Raw genomic sequence first — 18,245 nt, forward strand, 5'->3', positions numbered from 1 at the left:
TTCCTTCTATTATATATACTCTTCATTTTCGTTACTCTTTTGACCATTATTTTTAAATTGATTTAAAACCTTTATTGTTAATAAAATACATATTACACTTACTACCGTCAATACTATTGTGTAGCTTTCATCAAATCCTGCTGTCAGTGCAAAAAAATTATTCACCATGTGTATGATTATAACATCAGTTATATTTCTTCTATAATAATATACAAAAGCTAAAACCATACCCATAAAAAATGTATTTATTCCTTGAAGTATATTCATATGATAAATACCAAAAAGTAATCCATCTAATATAATCGCAGTAGATAATTTGTAAATTTTGGTAAATCTTTCAAAAACAATACCTCTAAATAAAATTTCCTCTACGATTGGTGCTAAAATCACCATACCGATTATCATAACAAAAAAATCCATTGGTCCATTGATCTGAAAAGCTTCGCTAAATTGATCTAAAGTATCTGTAACTAAGGGGGAATTGCCAAAGATAGTAAGCAAAAAGCTTATAATCAAATTGCCAAAGCCAGCTACTCCTACTCCAATAATAAGCATCTTCCAAGAATCAGCTAAAAACCTTCTATTTTTAATTATATTATTAGTTTTATTAGGCTCTCGCTTTTTTTTGATAGCAAAAAATGTACAAATTAAAATCAGCCTTAATAATTGTCCAGCTATAACTTGATATTTAACTACTTGATTTAATATACCAGTATCACTATTTCCCACCATAGCATTTCCAAATATCGCAAATAAAATTGTAGAAGATAGAGCTTCTGTAACCAATACAAAAGTCATAGTAAGAACTGATATACCTAGAAACTTCAAAAATTTATCCATTAATTTACCTTCCTATGTTTCATGTGAAACAAGTATTTATAAAGTTATTTTAACATAAATCATAGTATTTTTATAGATTTAATATAAAAAAGAATCCTATAAAGGATTCTTTTTGGGTTGATTCTTAGATCTTGGATAGATCTTTTTGCTTGGATGTACTTTTTCTACAATTATATTTACCCTATCATTATCATCTATTTCAAAACGGTCAATCTTTTTTACTTTACCCCCCTAAAATATTTATAGCATTTTGAGCATCTTCCAATTCTTTATCTGCCTTAGGTCCTTTTAAAGCTATAAAGATGCCTCCTGTTTTTAAAAAAGGTATGCAAAGTTCTGATAGAGTAGACATATTTGCTACCGCACGGCTTACAACAACATCGTAACTCTCTCTGTTTTCTTTAGCAAAATCTTCAGCTCTAGTATGGACAGCACAAGTATCCTTTAAGTCTAATTTTTTGATAACTTCGTTCATAAACTTAACTTTTTTATTTACACTATCTATTAAGGTCAAATCAAAGTTTTTTTCTATACGAAGAGGTATGCCAGGAAATCCCGCACCAGCTCCTATATCTAAAACTTTATCACCTTCATTAATATAAGATATAACCGAAAGTGAATCTTCAAAGTGTTTTATTTTAATTTCTTCTGGATTTGTAATTGTTGTAAGATTAGTGTGAGAGTTCACCTCTATTAGATAGTCTGTATAGACCTCATACATTTTATTTTTATCCACTTACTTCTCCTGTCTTTAATCTTATCAAGAGCACATTAATATCTGCAGGGCTGACTCCAGATATCCTACTAGCTTGACCAACTGAAGAAGGTTTTATTTCATTAAGCTTTGATGCAGCTTCTTTTTTAAGACCTTCTACTTTAGAGTAGTCAAAATCAGCTGGTAATTTCTTTTCCTCTAATTTTTTAAATTTATCTATATCTGCCATTTGTTTAGCTATATAGCCTTCGTATTTTATTTCTGTTTGCACTTGTATTTGTTGGAACTTTGGTAGCTTTGTTCTGTCTTTGTCAAATACCTCAACTTTAAAATAATCTAACTCTGGACGTTTTAATAAATCATATAGGCTAACACCAGTAACCAATGGAGTTGATCCTAATTGTTCTAATTCTTCATTAGTTTCTTTAGTTGGAGTTAATATTATTTTTTTAAGTCTTTCTTTTTCATTTTCAATATTTTCATATTTACTAATCATTTTTTGATAACGCTCTTCGCTAGCTAGTCCAATATCATAAGCTTTTTTAGTTAATCTTTGGTCTGCATTATCTTGGCGCATAGTTAAACGATATTCACAGCGACTAGTCATCATTCTATATGGTTCGTTAGTTCCTTTTGTAACCAAATCATCAATTAATACTCCAATGTAGGCATCAGACCTATCCAAAACAAGCGGGTTTTGACCTTTTATTTTCAGTGCTGCATTTATACCTGCGATTAATCCTTGGCCTGCTGCTTCTTCATATCCAGAAGAACCATTTATTTGACCTGCAAAATAAAGACCAGAATAAGCTTTTGATTCTAAGGTAAGGTTTAATTCACGAGTATCAATCATATCGTATTCTATTGCATAGGCTGGACGCATAATTTTTGCCTCTTCAAGTCCAAGGATAGTTTTATAAAAGTCCATTTGGATTTCCTGAGGCATTGATGAGGAAACACCTTGGACATAAATTTCATCTGTTGATAAACTTTCAGGTTCTAAGAAAACTTGGTGAACATCACGGTCTGGAAAGCGAATCATTTTATCTTCTATAGAAGGACAGTAACGAGGACCAATTCCTTTTACAGCTCCACCATATATAGGAGAGCGATCAATATTATCCATAATAATTTGCTTTGTTTCTGGACTAGTATATGTCAAATAGCAGTCATATTGCTTGTGGTCAGAAAAATCCTCTCCTTCATTTTCAAAAGAAAATGGAATAATCTCACTATCTCCAGCTTGTACTTGTGTTTTAGAAAAATCTATTGTTTTACGATCGATTCTAGCAGGAGTACCAGTTTTAAAACGACGTAGATGAAAACCCATTTCTTCCAAAGTATCTGATAAATATGTTGCAGCAGATAAACCATGAGGACCTGAAACTTTTTCAAATTCTCCAATTAGTATTTTTCCGTTAAGGTAAGTTCCTGTACAAAGTATTAAAGCCTTGCAAGGAAAAATTGCTCCTTGAACTGTTTCACATGAAACAATTCTTCCTTTTTCATAATTTATCTTATCTACTTCTTGTTCAAAAATGTCTAGATTCGCTTCATTTTCTAAAAGCTTTTTCATTTCTTCGTGGTATCTTCTTTTATCAGCTTGAACACGAAGTGAATGAACGGCTGGACCCTTTGATGTATTTAGCATACGAGATTGAATAAAAGTTTTATCAATTACTTTTGCCATTTCTCCACCAAGAGCATCTAATTCGCGAACCAAGTGTCCCTTACCTGTACCACCGATATTGGGGTTGCAAGGCATATCTGCTATTGATTCTAGGCTGGTAGTTAGTATTAAAGTTTTCATGCCAAGTCTTGCTGCTGCAAGTCCAGCTTCACAACCAGCATGCCCTGCCCCAACAACCACTACATCATAAGTATCTTGTATATATTTATTTTTACTTTCCAACGCAAAACTCCTTAAAGACCTTATCCATTATTTCATCTGAAACTGATTCTCCAATTATTAATCCTAAATCGTCATAGGACCCACGCAAGTCTACCTCAACTGCATCAAGAGGTATCCCTCTTTTAATATCAGCCAATGATTCATTTAATTTTTTGTTTGCTTCATTTAATAATCTTTCGTGGCGGGTATTAGTAATTAAAATAGATTCCCTGTTAATTTCACTGGTATCAAAAATTTCTGTAATAGTTTCTTCTAGCTTATCTATACCTATATTTTCTGTCATAGAAGTTTCTATAATCGGAAGATCAACTCCGTCAAAAATTGTCCTATCAAATTGTTGGTCTAGATCTGTTTTATTTAAAATAATGATAGAATTTTTGCCTTCGATAAGGTCTAGGATTTTTTGATCTTCCTTATCAAACTTACGAGATGTATCAAAAAGAGCCATAATTAAATCAGAGGCTTTAGAGATCTCTATAGACTTATCAACACCAATTTTCTCCACTATATCATCTGTGTCACGAATACCTGCAGTATCATTTATTTTTAGAGTAAATGACCCTAGATTTATATATTCACTTATCAAATCACGAGTTGTTCCAGGAATATCGGTTACAATGGCACGATTTTCCTTTAAAAGTGCATTAAGTAAAGATGACTTACCCACATTTGGTTTCCCAAGAATGGTAGTATTGATTCCTTCTCTAATAATTTTCCCTTTATTAGAAGTATTTAAAAGCTTATCAATACGATTTTTTGCCTCATCCATATAGGCAATAATTTCATCAGGAGAAAGATCTTCACCGTCTTCTGTAAAATTAATAGAGTATTCCAAACGTGAAAGAGCCTCTAAGAGAGATTGACGAATTTTTTCTATTTCATTTCTTAATGACCCATTTAGTTGATTGATACCTTGGGCTTGGGACAAATCATTTGTAGAATTTATTATATCTAAAACTGCTTCTGCTTGGGATAAATCTATACGACCATTTAAAAAAGCACGTTTAGTAAATTCTCCAGGCTCAGCCAAAACTGCACCCTTATCTAAAAGTAAATTTAAAATCTTTTTTACAGATATAAAAGAGCCATGGCAATTTATCTCTGCAATATCTTCACGGGTATAAGTCCCAGGACCAGCCATAAAGTTAACCATAACTTCATCTATAATTTCATCATTATCAACGATATTTCCATAACGCATCCTACGGTTATCTTTTTTGCGATCAATTGAACCACCATTTATAGGCTCAAAAATTTGATCGATTATTTCCTTGCTTTTATCTCCACTCATCCTAACAATGGATATACCACCAGTACCTGTTGGAGTAGAAATAGCTGCAATTGTAGCTTCACTCATAATATTTTCCTTTCATAGTACGATTGATTGTATCCACTACTTTGACTAGTGGTTATTAACATAAAGATTATAGTGGAAAATCGGTAAAAGTCAACATTTGATTAAGGTAAGACATAATATTATATAAAAAAACAGCCGAAAAATCGACTGCTTTTATATATTTTACAAAACGGTTTTGAAATTAACCTTAATCTTATCTTGAAAAGTATTATAAATTAAAGTTCTTTTTAAAACTTCATCTAAAAAATCATCTAATTCTTTATCTCCTAAAAATGAGAAAAAGTAAATATCTATTTCTAGTTTTTCTATAATACCTGGATCTTCATATCCAATTACATTTAATAAATACATGGGATTTAAAATTTCTAAATCTGCTTTGGCTTCTATATCTTGAAGAATTTCTCCACGTTTTTTTGCAAGATTTATCATGGTTAGCAAAATTTCTGAAACAATTGATGATACAAATAAATCTATTGATGTAAATTTATCTTTTTCTGAATCAAATGATATGGATTGATCAATACTTACCGAAGTTTTTTCATTATAAACTTTAACATCATTATCAAAAACTACCGCCCTAAATGATTTAGAAAAATAATTTATGTCATCATTCATATTCTGCTCTCAATCTATCCCTTGCTTTTATCATAGCACCAACTTTTGCCCTTATATTTTCATATTCATTAACTGGTCTATTAGAAAATGTTGCAAAACCACAATCTGGATTTAGCCATAGATTTTCTTTATCTATAAATGCTAAGGCTTCTTTGGCTCTATTATAAATTACATCAACATCTTCTTTTTCATCAAATCTAGGATTTAATACTCCAAGACCTAAAATAATCTTATTTCTTAATCTTTCATCTGCTAGTAAAGATTTTATTTCACCAGCTCTAGGTGTTGAAAATTCTAAGGATAGTAAATCCGCATTTATATTTGCAAACAAATCTATGAGTGGAGTATAAGCTCCCGTTAGTAAAATACTTTCATCCTTACTCCAATTACCCCTACAAACATGCATGGAGGCGATAGATTTATCTTTATCTATGCATTCCATAACACTTTTTATAAGATGTGTTGCAAATTCTAATTCTTCTGTCGGATCTTTTCTTTGGGATAGGGAAGCACACATAAAGGTCCTTGGTCTACCTTCTGTAAAAACTATCTCTGTTAAAACTGGCTCATCAAATTGGATGACATCTACACCTATTTCTTGTAGTTTTGTTATCTCTTTTTTAAAGATTTCTATTACATCTTCTCCCAAATCTTCCTTACTATCATAGTAATTTGAGCTAACATTTGCTAGCCACATACTTCTGGTTACAAGGTATGGGCCAGGCATAGTTATTTTTACTGGTCTATTTGTAAAAGATTTTAGTTTTTGTAGCTCACTTGCTACTATATCTCCCTTATATTCTAATTTGCCGGTACAAATAGCATTTTTTATGGAAGATGCTGGAACATCTAGGGTATTTAAAATATTTTCAAATTCTCTTTTATCATCCACATAATCAAGCATTTCTGCCATAGACATTTGGGAAACCCCGCCAAGTTTTTCTGATATAAATGAAACATAGTTATCGCGGTCAATTTCGCCACTAGTTATTATATCTACATCTAAGTCTTCTTGAAGTCTTACAACTTCTTTAGTTTTTTCATCGATTAATTTTTCATAACTTGCATTGTCGATTAATCCAGCACTAAGTTTCCTACGAGCCATTAAGATTTCTTTGCCCCTAGGCATTGATCCAATAAGTGCAGTGTTAAATAAACTAGTTTTCACTATTATAGCCTTCTATAAAGTTTCCTAGATATTCATTTGCATTTGTAATTTGTTCAAAACCGTCACGTCTACCTTCTACCCATTCAGTAAGACCTTCTAGATCCATGATTTCCTTATCTTCTTTATTGTTATAATCCATTTTAAACATGATTTCATCAAATTCTTTGATGTCTTCATCTGCTACTTGTGGATTAAAGGTAAATACGCAGTGGTCAAAGTAATCTGTCCTAGATAATACTTCTACTTCGTTTTTATCAATAGTACCATCAGCTACCCATGCATCATAGTTTAAATCTAGGCAGAAAGAAGCATCTACTTCATCATTTAATAAAGCTTTCATGCTATCAAGTTCTCCACCAACGTGGTCCCCGTGAAGCCCAACGCCTATATCAAATCTTTTTTCTTCATAGTCTTTTTCAAATTCTAGGCCATTTTTGTGTAGATGGTAAATTGGTATTAGTCTTGCTTGTGGAGAATCTATCGCTCCAAAACCAATAGTTTTGCCTTTTAAATCAGTAATTTCATTAAAACTATCTTTTTTAACTACTAGATAAGTTTGACGATCCCTATCTGTATCTCTCATGCAGCCGATTTTTTCTTTTCCGTCAGTTCTAAGTCTAGCATCAAGTTGAGCAAGAGGTGAATTCCAAGCTACATCTATATCTCCATTTACTAGAGCATCTACTTGGAGTTTGTAATCTTTAAAGAAAACAGCTTCTATTTCTGCACCATTTTCCTTATAAAATTTATCAATCATTTCCCAAATTACAGTAACACGTGGAGCGTAAATTACAGCTCCAACTTTTAATTTATTCATTTGAAACCTCCCTTATATTAAAATGCAGCAATCAAAATTAAAGTAATGGTTGGCCTGTAATAGCTCTTCCTAGCCAAACATTTAATACATCAAGAGATGGAGCCATGATTTGTCCGGCATAGGCATCTCTCATTAGTCTTTCAATTTCTGACATTTTATTATAAGTTTTACCGCCGCCTACTCTCATTGCAAGATTTGATGATTCGATAGATCTTTCTATTGCACCAACTCTTGCTGCAATTATTTTTGCAACTGCATCTTCTTCACCAGCTACAAGAGATCTTGCTGCAAGTTCTGTAAGTGCTTTTGAACTTAGTCCATTGGCATATATTTTTGCTAAATGTAATTGTACTGTTTCTATATTTGATAAGTTTGAGCCATCTGGATATTTTCTATTCATAGCATAGTCATTTGTTACTTGAGATAATCTTAAGTTTAGTCCTGTATAAACACTAGCTAAACCTAAAATAAAGTATGGAGCTACTATATTAAATACTTGAGCTTCTCCAGATCCTTCTTCACCAATACGATCTTCTTCTGGAAGAGTTACACCGTTTATTTGCATTGGGCAAGAAACATTTCCCCTCATGCCAATGCCTTTCCAATGTTCCATTTTAAATTCTAAACCATCACTATCAATTGGTATTAGCCAGTTATTAATAGCTCCTTCTTGTTCAGTTGATGGGGTTAAAATCAAATAGTAACTTGCGTGTGTTGCGCTAGTTACCATGGATTTGACACCATTAAATACATATTCGCCATTATCTTTCTTTTCTACTTTTACTTCTGGAATATAAAAGTGAGTTCCTGTTCCAAATTCAGAATAAGCAAGTGCCATAAAAACGTTATTTTCAATAATATCATTTACAACACGTTTTTTAAGTTCTTCATTTCCTTCATTTAAAACTGTCATAAGTGCAACATTATGCATCATATAGCATAAACCTGCTGTTGGGTTACTTTCAGCAAAAGCCATTACAGCTTGTTGATGTTCAACAGCTGTTTTCCCAAGGCCACCCATTTCTTCTGGGATTAAGAGCTTAAAGTATCCTGCTTTTCCCATTTCTTCAAAAGATTCTACAGGGAATCTGCTTTCCTCGTCACTACTACGTGTGTATGGTTCGATGTGTTCTTTTGCAAATTGTTTTGCTTCTTGGTAAAAATCCATTTTAACCTCCTAAAAATATCGTTTACATTTATATAATATCAAGTTACTATTAATATGTCTACAAATTTTTATAAATTTTTTTGTAAATTATTAGTAACTAATAACTAAGGTATAAAACAAAATATATGAGCAAATTATATCTAGGCAAAAAAATAGCAGCCATAAGGCTGCTTAAATTTCTATTCAGCTTCACTGATATATTCTACAACTACATAACGTTTTGGTTCTACTCCTTCTGAGTGGCTAGCTACGTTTTGATACTTGCTAATTTCTTCGTGGGCTAATCTTCTTTCATAGGAATTCATATATTTTAAATTCCAAGATTTTTTGCTTCTTTGAACTTTTTTTGCTGTATCTGCTGCAAGCTCTACAATTTTTTCGTCTCTGCGTTTTTTATAATTATTTATATCTATATTTACTCTTAGATTGTTAGCTCTAGAATCTATAGATTTTCTTACTAAAAGTTCTATAGCATCAAGTGTGGCTCCGCCTTTACCAATAGCTATTCCAGTATCTTCTTCTGTTACTTTGGCATCTAATTTTATAATAGATCCTTCAAGATTTCCTATTACACTTACATTTTCAAAGTGCATTTCTTTTAGGATATTTTCTAAAAATTCTTTAGCTTTGTAGAACTTTTCTATATCTGTTTGTTGTTTTTCTTGGGCAAGATTTGGTTTTGTTCCTACTTTAAAATCACTAGCTTGATTATTTGGTTCATCGTTATCATCACTTGAAGTTTCTTTTGATGGATTGGATTCGAAAGTTAATTTTGATGATTGATCTATGACTTTGTATCCATTGTCTGATTTTTTATTTTCACTAACCTTGTAAGATTCATTTTCTTCTTCATCTTTAAAATCTATATTTTCAAATCTTTTGCTAGCTTTTTCTTCTGAATTTTTTTGACCTTGCCATGGATCATCAACTTTAGTATTTAGCTTTTCATTATGGTCTATTAGGCTAATTTTTTGGTCTAAATCCTTGGATAAATCTATACTTTTACTATGGTAATTCCTAGAATTTTCTTCATAGGAATTAATTTTTTGAAGTCTTTCATAATCCCCATAGTTTTCTTTATCTTCTTGTTTTATATCATGGATACTTTTTTCAAAGTCTATGCCTTCTTTTTCATATTCATCATAAGAATCATCTTCTTGTATATCATCTTCACTTTCATAGTTGGCACGGGCTTCATCTTCGTAGTATTTGCTACGATCTTTGATATTGTACTCTCTATCAAAATCTCCAGATTTTAATGAATCGTATTTGATTTCATTTTCTAAATCAACCATAGCTTCATTGATATCTTCATCAAAGCTTATACGAACTACTGCATCCTTTGCACCTAGACCCAAAAATCCAGAAGATCCTTCTTCTATAACTTCAACATCTACCTCTGACCTAGTTTTTCCGATTTCTGCAAGGCCTTTTCTGATGGCCTCTTCCTTACTTTTTGCTTGTTTTATTATTGACTTTCTCATTTTTTACCTCATATGCTTGTTTTTGTTTAGGTTTTCTTATTGTAAAGTGCATGATAACCATAATTATAAGTCTAATTAAAGAACTCATTGTATAGTAAAGTGGAAGACCAGCTGGTAAGCTTCTAAACATAAAGAAATAAAGAATTGGCATCATTAAGAATGTTTTATTCATACTTGCCATTGGGCCTTCTGACATTTGAGGGTTGGTTTTCATAGAAAATAATTGCACTATAAATTGAGATACACTTGTCGCAAGTGGTAATCCAAACCAATATGGATCTTTTTTGGTAAGGTCACTTATCCAATAAAAATCTTTTCTAATGCCCTCTATTCCTTCAGGGAATACATATTTAGTTGTATCTTGCATTACCCTAAATAAGGCAACAATAATTAATAATTGTAAAACCATCATTATACAAGATGAAATACCAGGATTAACATTTTCCTCTTTGTAAAGCTCTTGCATCTTTTTTTGCATGATTTGAGGGTCATAGGAATATTTCTTTTGAATTTCATCCATTTTAGGTTTTATTTTTCTGGTATTTTCCGCTTGTTTTTGTTGGGAAATGGTAACTGGGATAATAATTAAGTTAACAAGCAGAGTCATTAGAATAATTGATATAGCATAAAAGCTTATATCACTCGGTTCTACTTGATTTGCACTAAGCGAATCATATATCCACCTCATTAGTTGGCCTAATAAGGAAGCTAAAAAATTTATCATAATCTCTCCATTTTTCTAATAAATTCTAGTGTGTAGGACTAATAGGATTATTTTACAGGGTCATAACCACCCTTGGAAAAAGGATTACATCTTAAAATTCTCCACAAGGACATAAAAAATGCTTTAAAAAATCCATACCTTTTAAAACACTCAATCGCATAAGATGAGCAGGTAGGATAGTATTTGCATTTTCCAAATCCTAATTGTGGAGAAATGTAAGTTTTGTAAAAATTTATAATTTTTATAAATATTTTATTTAACATAAAAAATCTTATTCTTTTTAAAAGCAATACTCATCACATGACCAAAGGTCTTTTTTAAGGCTAGGTAGTCATAATCAGTAACATGTTTTTTAGGGATAACTACAATATCAACTCCGTTTAAGTTTTTATAATTTTTCCTTACTATATCACGCAATTTTCTTTTTAAAGCATTGCGCTGATTAGCCTTACCAATTTTTTTACTAATAGAAAATCCAAATCTAGGATGATCGAGACCATTATTTTTTACTAATATAGTAAAGTCCCTATTATAAAAAGCATTGCTTTTTTTGTAAACTCTTTGAAAGTCAGTATCTTTTCTTAAACTAAGTCGCTTTTCCATCTACGTCCTATATTTCTAAATAACGTATGCTTAAAAAGCAAGGCAAAAGCCTACTATATTAAGCAGATAATCTTTTTCTATTTTTTTTGCGTCTAGCTTTTAGTACTCTTCTTCCACCTGGAGAAGACATTCTTTTTCTAAAACCATGATCTTTTGCTCTTTTTCTTCTATTTGGTTGATAGGTTCTTTTCATAGTTACACCTCCTACTTATAATTTTAGACTTATACTATTATATGAACAAAGGTCTATTCTGTCAAGATTATTTAGGATTTTTAGATATTAAACTACGCTTATGTATATACTTTGCATAAAAATATTTATAAATATACTAAAACAAGCTAAAATATCTTATAAATTTCCAATGTGCATAAGTTTTTTATACAAAATTTTATACACAGCTTTTAAACATGATTTTTCTATGGATAATTATGAGCAAAAATGATTACAAATAGTTTCTTATCTTATAATATAAGCAAATAGCTTAAGAAAATATTAATAAATTTAATAAATACACAGACTTATCCACATATCAACAAATTTTCCTAAATGTTTTTAATTTGCTGCTAAAGTTTTCCCAAAACTTATTAACATATTGTGGATAAGTTGTAAAAACATTCAAATTGTAGTATAATTGCAGGTGTAAAAGCTAGGGGAAAAGATAAATTTTCTTTTACATAAAGATAAATTCTGTGGAAAACTATAGAGATTTCATAATTTTATAAGAAATTTTACTTGTAAACCCTTGAATTTATAATAATATTTTTATAAACAATAAGTTATCCACAATCTAATCCACAGATGTGGATAAATGTGAAAAACTTTCTCAAGCTATGATATATAGGCTTTTGCTAATGTGGATATATTTTCTTACGAAAGGCATGCTAATGATTAGTTTAGAATACATTACAGATGAATTAAAAAATGAAATGAAAATGAATATTGCCGACCAATCGCAATATGATACATGGATAGATATACTAAAACCCTTAAATCTATTTGAAAATACCCTTTATCTAGAAATTCCAAAGTCAGATATGATGTTTGTATACGAAAAAATATGGACACCAGCTCTTCAAGAAGCTCTAGATAAGATAAATAAGGATAATGATTATGATTTAAAGGTAGTAATTATAGCTAAGGATAGTGATAGTTACAATAGAGTTTTAGCTATGGGCAAAAATTATGAATCCAATGGTCAAATGAGACTTAAGGAAGTAAATAAGTATCCAAAGCCAATTCTAGATCGTAATTATACTTTTGAAAATTTTGTGCAGGGTAAATCAAACCAATATGCTCACGCTATAGCAAGCGCAGTTACCCAAGATATTATAAATGATAATCCTAGTAAAAATTATAATCCTCTCTTTATATATGGGGAATCAGGACTTGGAAAAACTCACTTGATGCAGGCTATAGCTCACAAAATTTTAGAAGAACGTGATGATCTATATGTTATGTATATATCTAGTGAACGCTTTACAAATGAGCTAATAGCAAGTATTCAACCTACTAGTAAAAATAAAAACCAAAATTTAAACCAAGAATTTAGAAATAAATATAGGTCTGCAGATATTTTACTAATAGATGATATTCAGTTTTTATCTAATAAAGAAGGTACGCAAACAGAACTTTTCCACACCTTTAATGACTTATATTATGCAGATAAACAAATAGTTCTATCATCAGATAGACCACCTCTTGAAATAAAAGACCTAGAAGATAGGTTATTATCAAGATTTTCTTGGGGCATTACTGTAGATATTGGCAAACCTGATTTTGAAACTCGTGTGGCAATTTTACAAAAAAAATCAGATGAATTAGGTGCCTATATAGATAATGAAATACTAACCTATATAGCAGAAAATATTGATACAAATATAAGGGATCTTGAAGGAGCCTTATCCACAGCTATTGCCTATGCTAAGGGAGATAATAGAAATATTGTAAATATGGAAGATGCTAAAAAAGGTGTAAATACTCGTAGCCTAAATAAGCATAAGCATGTAAATATAGATGATATTCAACAATTTGTAGCTGAAAAATACAATATAAAAGTAACAGATCTTAAGGGCAAATCAAGAAAAAAAGATATAGTTCTTCCAAGGCATATATCAATGTATCTTGCCCGTGATATATTAGATGATAGCTTAGTTACAATATCAAATGCCTTTGAGCGTGACCATACGACAGTTATGCATGGCATAGATAAAATAAAAGAAGAAATGAGCCTCAATCCTGATTTTAAGGAAGAAATAGAAAGTTTAAGAAAATCAATTACAGAGTAAAATGTGTATATCTTTGGGGAAATCATTGTGGTTAAGTCGATTTTTTGATTTAAAAAATATTTCAAAAAGGATATGTGGATAAACACTAAACTTATCCAAGACTTATACTATAGTGATTTTGGAAAAGTTATAGCTAATTTTAAATATTATCTTGACTTATCCACATTTATACATAACCTACTACTAATACTACTAAATATATATAATTATATGAGGAGCACCTATGAAAATCGAAGTAAAACAAAATGAGCTAATGAACGCTATCAATGTAGCAAATAAAGCTGTAAGCAAAAATACCAATATTCAAATTCATGAATTAATATACTTTGAAGCAAAAGATGATAGACTCTTACTGACCGCTTTTGATGGAGAGATCACAATTCTAACTTCCATTCCAGCCTTAGTTAAAGAAGAAGGAGAAATGGCTGTAAAAGCAAATCTATTTTCTGGTATTATTAGAAAACTACCAAATGATACTGTAAAAATAGAAATAAAAGATGGAAAGATAAACATCAAAAGCCAAAATTCAAACTTTAACCTAATTGCTTTTGAATATTTTGAAAAACAAGATTTAAGCTTGCCAGAAACAGAAGCTATAGAAATAGCCAATGATAAGTTAAAAAGATCCATACTTCAAACAGAATTTGCAACAAGTATAGATGAAACTAAGCTTGCTCTAACAGGAATTTTATTTGAATTAAAAGAAAATTATCTAAATATGGTAGCTCTTGATGGTTATAGAGTATCCTTAAAGAAAAATAAAATCGACTATCCTTCAGTTTTTGAAGATAGTGAATTTATCATACCAAAAAGATCACTTATGGAATGGTCAAGAATAATTTCTGATGATAATACTACTTATATATATAAAAATGAAAATGATATAGTATTTAAAAGTGAATCTACTACAATGTATTGCAGAGTAATAGATAAAAACTTTATTGATTATAGAAATATTATAAATGATATTTCAGATACATCTGTAATTTTAGATAGAAATAGCCTAGTGCGTGCCTTAGACCGTGCACAAGTTCTATCAGATCCAGGAAAAGCAAATCTAATTAGGATAGAAGTAGCAGAAAATCATATGGTTATAAAATCTAACTCAGAAGTAGGGGATGTAAAAGAAGTTATAGAAACTGAACAAAGTGGTGAAGACCTAGATATTGCATTTAATGCTAGATATATGCAAGAAGGTGTAAAGGCAAATGAAAGTGATAAGATAAAACTAACCTTCAAATCTTCCTTAAACCCATGCTTAATTTATCCAGTAGATAGCAAATACGAAGATGAAGAGTTTACCTACTTAGTTTTACCAGTTAGACTTGCAAACTAAAAAGAAGAGATTTTTATGGAAAATTTAGAATTTGAAGCAGAAATGATAACTTTAAAAGACCTTTTAAAGGCAACTCAAATAGTTGGCTCAGGAGGACTTGCAAAACTTATTATCAAAGAAGAAGGCGTTTTATTAAACGATGAGCCTTGTTATATCCCTGGCAAAAAATTATACAAGGGAGATAGGGTTATCTTTGATGATATCAGTATAACAATTATATAATGTGGATAAATGAAATAGAACTAAAAAACTTTAGAAATTATCAAAGTGAATTTGTAAATTTTATTGATGGCATAAATATATTTTTGGGAGATAATGCCCAAGGCAAGACAAATTTATTAGAATCCTTATATTATCTTGCCAATGCTACAAGCTTTAAAAAAATCCGTGATAAAGATATTATAAGCTTTGGCAAAGATGAAATGAATCTTAAAGGACTTATTAGAAAAGATAGATATTTTAAGAAGGTTTCCATAGATATAGAGGATAGTGAAAAGAAAATTTGTGTAAATGGAGTAAAATATGAGAGGAACAAAGATTTAAAAGCACTTTTTTCTTTGGTCTTATTTACTCCAGAAGATTTATTAATTACAAAAGAAGGTCCAAATCTTAGGCGTGATTTAATAGATGAAATCATAACAAGTACTGATTTTTCTTATAAAAGCAGCAAAAAAGAGTATGATAAGCTGATTTATCAAAGAAATAAGCTTTTAAAAAATCAAAAATCTCCTTATTTTAAAGAACAGCTTGACGCCTTTGATAAGGAATTAACTAAGTTTGGCTATAAAATTTATAAGCGTAGGGCTAGATTTATAAAAATAATAGATGAATTTTCCAAGCAATACCATAGTAAATTATCAGCAGGCAAAGAGGATTTAACTTTAACCTATAATCCAGACATATCTGCTAAAAGCTTGGAAGATTATTACAAAAAATTTATAAGTGCAAGAAATGATGATCTAAGATATATGACTACACAAAGGGGAGTTCACAAAGATGATATAGATATATCTATAAATGATAGACTCATCAAAAATTTTGGATCTCAAGGCCAACAGAGATCAGCTATCTTAAATATAAAACTTGCCCAAGTAAAACTAATTATGGAAGTGACAGGTGAAAAATCTGTCATTTTGTTTGATGATGTTTTCTCAGAACTAGATGAAAAAAGATCTCACTTTCTTTTAGAAAATCTAGCGGGATTTCAGACAATTATTACAGCTACCAATACCAAAAGTCTTGATATGGTAGATAAATCAAATATTAGAAAAATTACTAATGGTAAAATTTCAAATCTTTGATCAGAAAGGAAAAATATGACAGAATCTAATTATGATGCCGGTAATATTAGGGTTTTGGAAGGACTTGAACCAGTTCGCCTAAGACCTGGTATGTATATCGGTTCGACAAGTGAAAAGGGACTCCATCACTTAGTTTACGAAGTTGTAGATAACTCAGTAGATGAAGCTCTTGCAGGTCGTTGTGATTACATAAAAGTAACTGTATCAAAAAATAATATCATAACAGTAGAAGACGATGGATCAGGCATACCAGTAAAAGAACATCCACAAACTGGAAAATCAACTCTTGAAACTGTTTTAACAGTTTTACACGCTGGTGGTAAATTTGACTCATCTGCCTACCAATTTTCAGGAGGTCTACACGGTGTAGGTGTTTCAGTAGTAAATGCTCTTTCAGAGTACTTAATAGCAGAAGTAAAAAGAGAAGGTCACATCCACAGAATGACCTTTGAACGAGGAGTCGCTACAAGCGATCTTGAAATAATAGGAGAAACAAAAGAAACAGGAACAACCATTACCTTTAAGCCAGATAGCGAAATCTTTGAAACAACCGAGTTTGATAAAAAAACTTTAGAGCGTAGATTCCGTGAAATGGCATTTTTAAATTCTGGTGTTCAAATTATTTTTGAAGATGAACGCGATGATTACAAGCAAACCTTTAAATATGATGGTGGTGTTAGAGAATTTGTTGAGTACTTAAACCGTACAAAAGATCCAATAATGCAAACAGTACCTCATTTTATTGGTAACCAAGAAGACACAGAAATAGAAATAGCTTTCCAATATACAGATTCCTATAGCGAAAACATTCTAACTTTTGCAAATAATATTTTGACTCCAGAAGGTGGTACTCACCTTTCAGGTTTTAGATCAGCTCTTACCCGTGGAGTAAATGATTATGCCCGCAAATACAATTTCATAAAAGAAAATGAAGATAATCTCCAAGGGGAAGACGTCCGTGAAGGAATGACAGCTATAGTTTCTGTAAAAATTTCAGAACCCCAATTTGAAGGACAAACTAAGGCAAAACTTGGAAACTCAGAAGTAAGAGGAGCTGTAGATACATTTTTCTCTAATAAACTAGAAGCATTTTTAGAAGAAAATCCAAAAGTTGCAGCAGCTATCCTAGATAAGGCCTTATCTTCAAGAAGAGCAAGAGAAGCAGCTAGAAAAGCAAGAGATCTAACTCGTAAAAGATCTATCCTAGATTCTGCAACTCTTCCAGGAAAACTTGCAGATTGTCAATCAACAGATATAAATGAAAATGAAATCTTCATAGTCGAAGGTAACTCAGCTGGTGGTTCTGCAAAAGGTGGACGAGATAATAAAATCCAAGCTATCTTGCCATTAAGAGGAAAAATCTTAAATGTAGAAAAAGCAAAACTAGATAGGATTTTAAATTCCGAAGAGATCAAAGCAATGATAACAGCCTTTGGTACAGGAATTGGCAAAGATTTTGATATTTCAAAATTAAGATATGGAAAAATTATTATCATGACCGATGCCGATGTTGATGGTGCTCACATTCGTACCCTACTTTTAACTTTCTTTTATAGGTATATGAAAGATCTAATAGATGAAGGACACGTATATGTTGCCCAACCACCCTTATATAAAATAAGTCACGGGAAAACTGAACGCTATGTATATACAGACCAAGAACGTGATAAAGTCTTAAAAGACCTTGATGGAGCAAATTATAAAATTAATCGCTATAAGGGTCTTGGTGAGATGAATGCAGAACAACTTTGGGATACAACTATGAATCCTGATAATAGGATTTTGCTTCGAGTAAAAGAAGATGAAGAATCCACAACTATTGATGATACTTTTGCACTTTTAATGGGTGAAAAAGTAGAACCAAGACGTGAATTCATAGAAGAAAACGCCAAATACGTAACAAACATTGACGTATAGGA

The 18,245-nt window shown here is 31.0% G+C and carries 18 protein-coding genes; 5 read left to right on the forward strand and 13 right to left on the reverse strand.

Going from position 1 to position 18,245, the window contains the following annotated elements:
• Window positions 1–9: 9 nt before the first annotated feature.
• From DY249_RS07820 to rpmH, 13 genes are all read right to left on the reverse strand, one after another.
• Window positions 10–840 (reverse strand): CPBP family intramembrane glutamic endopeptidase, encoded by an 831-nt coding sequence (locus DY249_RS07820; protein ID WP_115595771.1) that lies wholly within the window; start codon window positions 838–840, stop codon window positions 10–12.
• A gap of 223 nt (window positions 841–1,063) precedes the next feature.
• The gene (gene rsmG, locus DY249_RS07825) at window positions 1,064–1,576 is read right to left on the reverse strand and encodes a 16S rRNA (guanine(527)-N(7))-methyltransferase RsmG (protein ID WP_245943556.1); all 513 of its coding nucleotides are present in this window, start codon (window positions 1,574–1,576) and stop codon (window positions 1,064–1,066) included.
• Window positions 1,569–3,467 carry a tRNA uridine-5-carboxymethylaminomethyl(34) synthesis enzyme MnmG gene (gene mnmG / locus DY249_RS07830; RefSeq protein ID WP_115595772.1) on the reverse strand — a complete coding sequence of 633 codons (1,899 nt, stop codon included), beginning with the start codon at window positions 3,465–3,467 and terminating at the stop codon, window positions 1,569–1,571. Before mnmG ends, rsmG begins: the two co-directional genes overlap by 8 nt.
• Complete coding sequence (gene mnmE / locus DY249_RS07835) at window positions 3,457–4,824, reverse strand: tRNA uridine-5-carboxymethylaminomethyl(34) synthesis GTPase MnmE (RefSeq protein ID WP_115595773.1); 1,368 nt, start codon at window positions 4,822–4,824, stop codon at window positions 3,457–3,459. Before mnmE ends, mnmG begins: the two co-directional genes overlap by 11 nt.
• A gap of 162 nt (window positions 4,825–4,986) precedes the next feature.
• Entirely contained in the window at window positions 4,987–5,439 is a 453-nt protein-coding gene (locus tag DY249_RS07840; protein WP_115595774.1) for an OsmC family protein, read from the reverse strand.
• The gene (locus DY249_RS07845; protein ID WP_115595775.1) at window positions 5,432–6,607 is read right to left on the reverse strand and encodes a cobalamin-independent methionine synthase II family protein; all 1,176 of its coding nucleotides are present in this window, start codon (window positions 6,605–6,607) and stop codon (window positions 5,432–5,434) included. The genes DY249_RS07840 and DY249_RS07845 overlap by 8 nt, the downstream gene beginning before the upstream one ends.
• Window positions 6,597–7,424, reverse strand: coding sequence for a phosphate/phosphite/phosphonate ABC transporter substrate-binding protein (locus tag DY249_RS07850; RefSeq protein ID WP_115595776.1), 828 nt, complete (start codon window positions 7,422–7,424; stop codon window positions 6,597–6,599). The genes DY249_RS07845 and DY249_RS07850 overlap by 11 nt, the downstream gene beginning before the upstream one ends.
• A gap of 37 nt (window positions 7,425–7,461) precedes the next feature.
• Window positions 7,462–8,592 (reverse strand): acyl-CoA dehydrogenase family protein, encoded by a 1,131-nt coding sequence (locus tag DY249_RS07855; protein ID WP_115595777.1) that lies wholly within the window; start codon window positions 8,590–8,592, stop codon window positions 7,462–7,464.
• Between the two features lie 179 nt (window positions 8,593–8,771).
• Window positions 8,772–10,076 (reverse strand): RNA-binding cell elongation regulator Jag/EloR, encoded by a 1,305-nt coding sequence (jag, locus tag DY249_RS09360; RefSeq protein WP_245943557.1) that lies wholly within the window; start codon window positions 10,074–10,076, stop codon window positions 8,772–8,774.
• A complete protein-coding gene (locus tag DY249_RS07870) occupies window positions 10,042–10,800 on the reverse strand; it encodes a YidC/Oxa1 family membrane protein insertase (RefSeq protein WP_101539736.1) in 759 nt (252 codons plus the stop codon). Before DY249_RS07870 ends, jag begins: the two co-directional genes overlap by 35 nt.
• 47 nt (window positions 10,801–10,847) lie before the next feature.
• Window positions 10,848–11,063, reverse strand: a complete 216-nt coding sequence (yidD, locus tag DY249_RS07875) for a membrane protein insertion efficiency factor YidD (RefSeq protein ID WP_101539737.1) — start codon at window positions 11,061–11,063, stop codon at window positions 10,848–10,850.
• Window positions 11,053–11,403 carry a ribonuclease P protein component gene (gene rnpA, locus DY249_RS07880; RefSeq protein ID WP_115595778.1) on the reverse strand — a complete coding sequence of 117 codons (351 nt, stop codon included), beginning with the start codon at window positions 11,401–11,403 and terminating at the stop codon, window positions 11,053–11,055. Before rnpA ends, yidD begins: the two co-directional genes overlap by 11 nt.
• Window positions 11,404–11,461: 58 nt before the next feature.
• Window positions 11,462–11,596, reverse strand: a complete 135-nt coding sequence (rpmH, locus tag DY249_RS07885; protein WP_019191371.1) for a 50S ribosomal protein L34 — start codon at window positions 11,594–11,596, stop codon at window positions 11,462–11,464.
• 692 nt (window positions 11,597–12,288) lie between these two features.
• Between rpmH and dnaA the strand changes: the two genes are divergently transcribed.
• The 5 genes from dnaA to gyrB all read left to right on the forward strand — a co-directional run bounded on the left by dnaA (window position 12,289) and on the right by gyrB (window position 18,243).
• Window positions 12,289–13,689: a chromosomal replication initiator protein DnaA gene (dnaA, locus tag DY249_RS07890; protein WP_172540081.1), complete on the forward strand. Its 1,401-nt coding sequence runs from the start codon at window positions 12,289–12,291 to the stop codon at window positions 13,687–13,689.
• Between the two features lie 223 nt (window positions 13,690–13,912).
• Window positions 13,913–15,025 carry a DNA polymerase III subunit beta gene (dnaN, locus tag DY249_RS07895; RefSeq protein WP_115595779.1) on the forward strand — a complete coding sequence of 371 codons (1,113 nt, stop codon included), beginning with the start codon at window positions 13,913–13,915 and terminating at the stop codon, window positions 15,023–15,025.
• 15 nt (window positions 15,026–15,040) lie between these two features.
• Window positions 15,041–15,247: an RNA-binding S4 domain-containing protein gene (locus DY249_RS07900; protein ID WP_101539740.1), complete on the forward strand. Its 207-nt coding sequence runs from the start codon at window positions 15,041–15,043 to the stop codon at window positions 15,245–15,247.
• A complete protein-coding gene (gene recF, locus DY249_RS07905; RefSeq protein WP_115595780.1) occupies window positions 15,247–16,326 on the forward strand; it encodes a DNA replication/repair protein RecF in 1,080 nt (359 codons plus the stop codon). The genes DY249_RS07900 and recF overlap by 1 nt, the downstream gene beginning before the upstream one ends.
• Before the next feature lie 15 nt (window positions 16,327–16,341).
• A complete protein-coding gene (gene gyrB, locus DY249_RS07910; protein WP_101539742.1) occupies window positions 16,342–18,243 on the forward strand; it encodes a DNA topoisomerase (ATP-hydrolyzing) subunit B in 1,902 nt (633 codons plus the stop codon).
• Window positions 18,244–18,245 lie beyond the last annotated feature (2 nt).

It is taken from the genome of Anaerococcus octavius (assembly GCF_900445265.1).
Taxonomy (GTDB): domain Bacteria; phylum Bacillota; class Clostridia; order Tissierellales; family Peptoniphilaceae; genus Anaerococcus; species Anaerococcus octavius.